Origin of the sequence: Tardiphaga sp., from assembly GCF_028290495.1 — a bacterium.
GTDB lineage: Bacteria > Pseudomonadota > Alphaproteobacteria > Rhizobiales > Xanthobacteraceae > Tardiphaga.
Genome location: NZ_JAQGJT010000055.1, coordinates 1 through 5473, shown reverse-complemented (window position 1 = coordinate 5473; position 5473 = coordinate 1). Strand labels below are relative to the sequence as shown.

The 5473-nt window shown below is 64.3% G+C and carries 5 protein-coding genes; 3 read left to right on the top strand and 2 right to left on the bottom strand.

Annotation, left to right across the window (positions count from 1 at the left end; translation table 11 throughout):
- Both JWQ24_RS10790 and JWQ24_RS10785 read right to left on the bottom strand, forming a co-directional pair.
- A partial coding sequence (locus tag JWQ24_RS10790; protein ID WP_299807463.1) for a M48 family metalloprotease occupies positions 1–1203 on the bottom strand: 1203 nt, incomplete at its 3' end.
- A gap of 80 nt (positions 1204–1283) precedes the next feature.
- Positions 1284–1859: a thermonuclease family protein gene (locus JWQ24_RS10785; RefSeq protein WP_299807461.1), complete on the bottom strand. Its 576-nt coding sequence runs from the start codon at positions 1857–1859 to the stop codon at positions 1284–1286.
- Between the two features lie 414 nt (positions 1860–2273).
- On the opposite strand from JWQ24_RS10785, the gene JWQ24_RS10780 reads away from it, so the two are divergent.
- The 3 genes from JWQ24_RS10780 to JWQ24_RS10770 all read left to right on the top strand — a co-directional run bounded on the left by JWQ24_RS10780 (position 2274) and on the right by JWQ24_RS10770 (position 5251).
- On the top strand, positions 2274–3479 hold the full coding sequence (locus JWQ24_RS10780; RefSeq protein WP_299807459.1) for an ABC transporter substrate-binding protein: 1206 nt from the start codon (positions 2274–2276) through the stop codon (positions 3477–3479).
- 193 nt (positions 3480–3672) lie between these two features.
- The gene (locus JWQ24_RS10775; RefSeq protein ID WP_299807457.1) at positions 3673–4461 is read left to right on the top strand and encodes an enoyl-CoA hydratase; all 789 of its coding nucleotides are present in this window, start codon (positions 3673–3675) and stop codon (positions 4459–4461) included.
- A 28-nt stretch (positions 4462–4489) separates the two neighbouring features.
- Positions 4490–5251, top strand: coding sequence for a hypothetical protein (locus tag JWQ24_RS10770; RefSeq protein ID WP_299807455.1), 762 nt, complete (start codon positions 4490–4492; stop codon positions 5249–5251).
- Positions 5252–5473: the final 222 nt, after the last annotated feature.

Sequence of the window (5473 nt, the reverse complement as noted above, 5' to 3'; positions counted from 1 at the left end):
GCTCTTCGTCTTGGCGGCGAAGATGAAACGGTAGACGTCGCTGCCGAAGCGCAGCGCGTAGACCTTGAACTGCCACTGGTCGCCCGTCGCACTGGCCGAGGCGGCGGGGAAACCGTTGATGGTCAATTCCTCCGTCGACGCCTTGTCGACATTCTCCATCCAGCCGGAATTGAGATAATCGCCCAGCGTCTGTTCGGAGGGCACCCGCACGACGTCGAAGCGCATCGCCTGGTTGCCGCCTTCGCGGACGCCGATCACCGCTTGCGCGGTATTGTCGAGCGTGAAGGATTCCGGCGCCTGGAAGGTAAAGCCGAGCTTCGGATGCAGGAAGCGGCGGCCGCGTACGAAGCCCTCGCTGGGGTCTTCGCCATAGACGATGCCGTCGATCGCGGCGAGATAGGTCTCGCGGTCACGTTCGCCGCCCTCCGGCGAGGAATATTGCCGCGCATTTGCCTGCGCGTTCTGCACGCGCTCCGGCGTCGCCGGGTGCGATGAAAGAAAGTCCTGCGCGCGCGGATCGAGCGGCGTGCGACCAGCCTTCATGGCCGCGTTGCGCTCCATCGCGGCGAGGAAGCGCGAGGCCCCGAAGGGATCGAAATGCGCGCGCGCCGAGATTCCGACGCCGATGCCGTCGGCCTCGAATTCCTGCGCGCGAGAAAAGCTCGCCATCGTCAGCTTGGATTTCGCCAGCGCCAGCGCGGTCAGGTCGGGATCGCTGCCCATGTCGGTGACGACGCGGGTGACGACCGCGGCCTGGCGCGCCTGCTCCTCGCGAATCGAGGCGTGCTTGGCCAGCACATGTGCCATCTCGTGCGACAGCACCGAGGACAATTCCGACGTGTCGGACGCCAGCGCGATCAGGCCGCGCGTAACATAAAGCTGGCCGGAAGGCAGCGCGAAGGCGTTGACCGCGCCGGAATTCAGGATCGTGACCTTGTAAGCGAGGTCGGGGCGCTCCGAGGCGGCAACCAGGCGATCGACCGTCTTGCCGATCAGCGATTCCAGCCTGGGGTCGTCATAGGAGCCGCCATAGGAGGCGAGAATCCGTTCATGTTCCTTTTCGCCGGCGGGCGTCTGCACGACGGAGGGTTTTGCCGGCGTTGGGGGCTTGGCGGGGTTGAACGGCTTGCTGGCGACCTCGAATCGACTGACATCGCCGCAACCGGCCAGCAGCAGGGGGACGGCAAAAAGAACGCACAGCAAAACCGGCGCAGCCCGAAGGCGGCGGCTCAGACTGGTTTGCCGTCCCTCACCCGTCACGTCGTTTCTTCCTGCCCAGTGGCCTATGGGTCCCCGACCACTTCGATCTGCCCCTCCCGGAGCACCTCGATCCGCGGTCCGCCGCGTTTCTCGATCACGCCGCGAACACGAATTCGTCGTCTTTCGAAGGACTTGGGCACCATGCCCGCGGCCTCCAGCGTCACCATCATGCGCCTTGAAATAGTCACCGCAAAGTCTTGTGTCCAGTTTCGGCCGAAATTGACATAAGTTGTCGATCCGGCCGTCCGGACCGAGAGAACCCGGCCTTCGACGAGTGCGAAGCGCCCGATATCTGCCAAAATATCGCCCGGACTTTCCGTGTTTTTTATGACGTGACCGTCCCGCCAGCCGCCGGCTTTCGCCCGGCGGGCGCTGGCCTCGGCCTCCGCGAGTTCCCTCGCGCAGTCTTTACCGGCGACCGCAGGGGAGGCGAGGGCGGCGCCTTGCGCCAGAAGCTGGCTCTGCACCGAAGGCGCTGCGGGATCGAGAAACACGAAGGCTGGCTGCCGGCCGTAGCGATCCGGCGTGTCGGTCTCGCCCTGCAACGTGACGTCGCGACCGCCGATCAATTGTACCAGCGCCGCGGCGTCGACGCCCATGATCGGCTCGATGCCGAGGAGGCGGACCTCGCGGCCGTCCTGCAGCCGAAATGTTCTGGCGTCGATGATATCCGCGACGCGGCCTTCCCCCTGCGGCGCGAAGCGACATCCGGCGGCGCGCGCTGCATCGCTGGTTGCGGCGATGCACAGAGCCGCAAGCCACGGTATCGCCGCATGGCGAATGATCGCTGCTTTCGCTGCATGCATCGGACGCCCCTTGTATTACAGCCTCAACCGCTTTTCGATGATAGCAAATCCGTCCATTCCGTTTGGCGGGAAAATGCCGCGGTGTCGCATTTTTGTCGCTGGCCTGTCGCTTCGGCCGTCACTTGCCGCAGCGCACAGCTTGCGGCATGATCGGCGCAACAATAACGAACGCCGTGCAGCAAGCTGCGGCTTCACCGGGAGGACTACGTGAAGAAACTACTTTCGACTCTGCTCGCGTCAGCGATGGCATTTTCTGCGACGGCAGCAATGGCGCAGACCAAGCCGTTGAAGCTTGGCGCGATCCTCGACATGTCCGGGCTGTATGCTGACATCACCGGGACGGGCTCCGAAACCGCGGCGAAGATGGCCGCGGAGGATTTCGGCGGCGAGGTGTTGGGGCGAAAGATCGAGATCATCGCGGCCGACCATCTCAACAAGGCCGACCTCTCCGCCAATATCGCGCGCGACATGCTCGACAATCAGGGCGTCGAAGCGATCATCGACGTGGCCGCGTCAGCGACCGCGTTGGCCGCCAGCGAAATCGCCCGCGCCCGCAACAAGATCATCATCTTCAACGGTCCCGGCTCGATCCGCCTCAGCAACGAGGCCTGCGGTCCCTACACCGTGCACTACGTGTTCGATACCTATGCGCAGGCCAACGTCACCGGCCTCGCCACCGTGAAGGCGGGACTCGACACGTGGTTCTTCCTCACCGCCGACTACGCGTTCGGTCAGGATCTCGAGAAGGACACCACTGCGGTGGTCACCAAGGCCGGCGGCAAGGTGCTGGGCTCGGTCAAGCATCCGCTGAACTCGTCCGACTTCTCGTCGTTCCTGCTGCAGGCGCAGAGCTCCAAGGCGAAGGTGGTCGGTCTCGCCAATGCCGGCGGCGACACCATCACCGCCATCAAGCAGGCCGCCGAGTTCGGCCTCACCCGTAGCGGCGGCCAGAAGCTGTCGCCGCTGCTGGCCTTCATCTCCGACATCGACAGCGTCGGGCTGGAGACCGCGCAGGGCCTGATCCTTGCGGAGGCGTTCTACTGGGATCTCAACGACGAGACCCGCGCCTTCACCAAGCGCTTCGAGGCGCGCACCAAGCGCGTGCCGACCTCGGCACAGGCCGGAGTCTATTCGTCGGTCGGCCATTACCTGAAGGCCGTCAAGGCGGCCGGCACTACTGACGCAGCCGCCGTGATGAAGATCATGAAGGAGACGCCGATCAACGACATGTTCGCCAAGAACGGCCGGATTCGCGAAGACGGCCGCATGGTCCACGACATGTATCTGTTCGAGGTCAAGAAGCCGTCGGAATCGAAGGGGCGCTGGGACGACTACAAGCTGCTTGCCACGGTTCCGGCCGAGCAGGCGTTCCAGCCATTGGAAGCCTCGCGCTGCCCGCTGGTGAAGAAGTAGCAAGAAGCAGTAACGCGACGTACTCTCAGCCGTCATTGCGAACCAACGGGTCCGGCTTCGCCGGCCCGATGACAGGCTCCGCGAAGCAATCCAGACGCCGCAAGAAAGGTCTGGATTGCTTCGTCGCAACGGCTCCTCGCAATGACGGTCGATGCGATGCGATCACTACAAGAATAACAACAAGGACACTTCCATGAACGACATGGTTCTCCAATCGCTCGACCAGGGCCTGCTTACCATCACCATGAACCGGCCGGACCGGCGCAATGCGCTGAACCCGGAGATGACGCAGGGGCTGGTGGCGGCGGCGCGGCGGGCGGCGGAGGACCATGACGTCCGCGCGGTGTTGCTGAAGGGCGCCGGCGGCACGTTTTGCGTCGGCGGCGACGTCAAGTCGATGGCGGCTGGCCGCGCGCCGCTGTCGTTCGAGGCCAAGCGCGCCAATTTGCGCCGCGGCATGGAGGTGTCGCGTCTTTTGCACCAGATGCCGAAGCCGGTGGTGGCGCAACTCGATGGCGCCGCCGCGGGCGCCGGACTTTCGATCGCATTGTCCTGCGATCTGCGCGTCGCCAGTTCCTCGGTGAAGATCACCACAGCCTTCGCCAAGGTCGGCTTCTCCGGCGACTATGGGGGTACCTACTTTCTCACCCAGATGCTGGGCAGCGCCAGGGCGCGCGAACTGTACCTGCTGTCGCCGGTGCTGACGGCGCAGGAGGCGCTTGCGCTCGGCATGGTGTCGAAGGTGGTGGAGGACGCCGAGGTCGAGACGGCCGCGCGCGATCTGGCGATGTCGCTGGCACAGGGCCCGTCGATCACGCTCGGCTACATCAAGAGCAACATCAACAATGCGGAGACGATGACGCTGGAGGCCTGCTTCGACGCCGAGGCGATCCACCATACGCGCTGCAGCGATACCGCCGATCACAAGGAGGCCGCACAGGCCTTTGTCGAAAAGCGCAAGCCGGTATTCCAGGGGCACTGACAAAGGCACCAACGAAGGGGGCACTGAGATGGGCGAGATCCGGCTTCGACAGATATGTCTGGTGGCGCCGCATCTCGAGCCGGCGGTTGGCCATATCGCGGATATCCTGGGCCTTGAGGTCTGCTACCGCGATCCGCAGGTCGGTAAATACGGCCTGGAGAATCCGCTGCTTTCCGCAGGCACCACGCTGCTCGAAGTGATCGCGCCGACGCAGGAGGGAACCGCGGCCGGCCGGTTCCTCGAGAAGAGCCGCGGTCACGGCGGTTATATGGTGATCCTCGATTGCGACGATCCCGACGAACGCGGGCGGCATGCCGGGAGCATGGGCGTGCGGGTCGCCAATGTGATCGACCATCCGCCGTATCGCGGGGTACAATTGCACCCACGCGACTGCCGCGCCGCCTTCATCGAGTTCAACCATACCGAAGGCAGCGACGGTATGATGGCCCCGTATCCGCCCGCCGGGCCGGACTGGCAGCGATCAATCCGCACCGACACTACCGTGGCCCTGACCGGCGTGGAGCTGCAAAGCCCCGATCCCTGGGATCTCGCGCGGCATTGGGGCGGTATTTTCGGCATCCCCGTCACCCCCGATGAATTCGAACGGCCGGAGATCGTGCTGGGCAACGTACGGCTCCGTTTCAGGCGGGGCGGCAGCGAGGCAATGACCGGTCTTACCTTCCAGGTTCGCGATGTTCCGCAGGTATTGGGTGCCGCGCGCTCGCGCGGATGCCCCTGCGGAGGGGACTCTTTCTGGCTTGCCGGCGTGACGTTTCACGTTGTGGGTTAGTGCGTTGCACAAAGCGACCTCCGGATGACCTCCGGATGTCCCATAAGTAGCTGATATAACGCCGCTAATGACGTTTATCCCAAGAACGTGATTTGCGTGACGTTTTTCTGACGATTTGGGTTGACGGGAGCGAGTTGGACCGCCTATAAACCGGCCACTGAGCGCGGCGGCGCCGGGGCCCACGGGTCCGGGCGGTTCGCTTGTGTTTAGAAGCTCCTCACC

Coding starts and splice junctions, on each gene's coding strand:
- JWQ24_RS10785 (WP_299807461.1), bottom strand. CDS start 1,859: ATGGGCGTCGACGCCGCGGCGCTGGTACAATTGATCGGCGGTCGCGAC.
- JWQ24_RS10775 (WP_299807457.1), top strand. CDS start 3,673: ATGAACGACATGGTTCTCCAATCGCTCGACCAGGGCCTGCTTACCATC.
- JWQ24_RS10770 (WP_299807455.1), top strand. CDS start 4,490: ATGGGCGAGATCCGGCTTCGACAGATATGTCTGGTGGCGCCGCATCTC.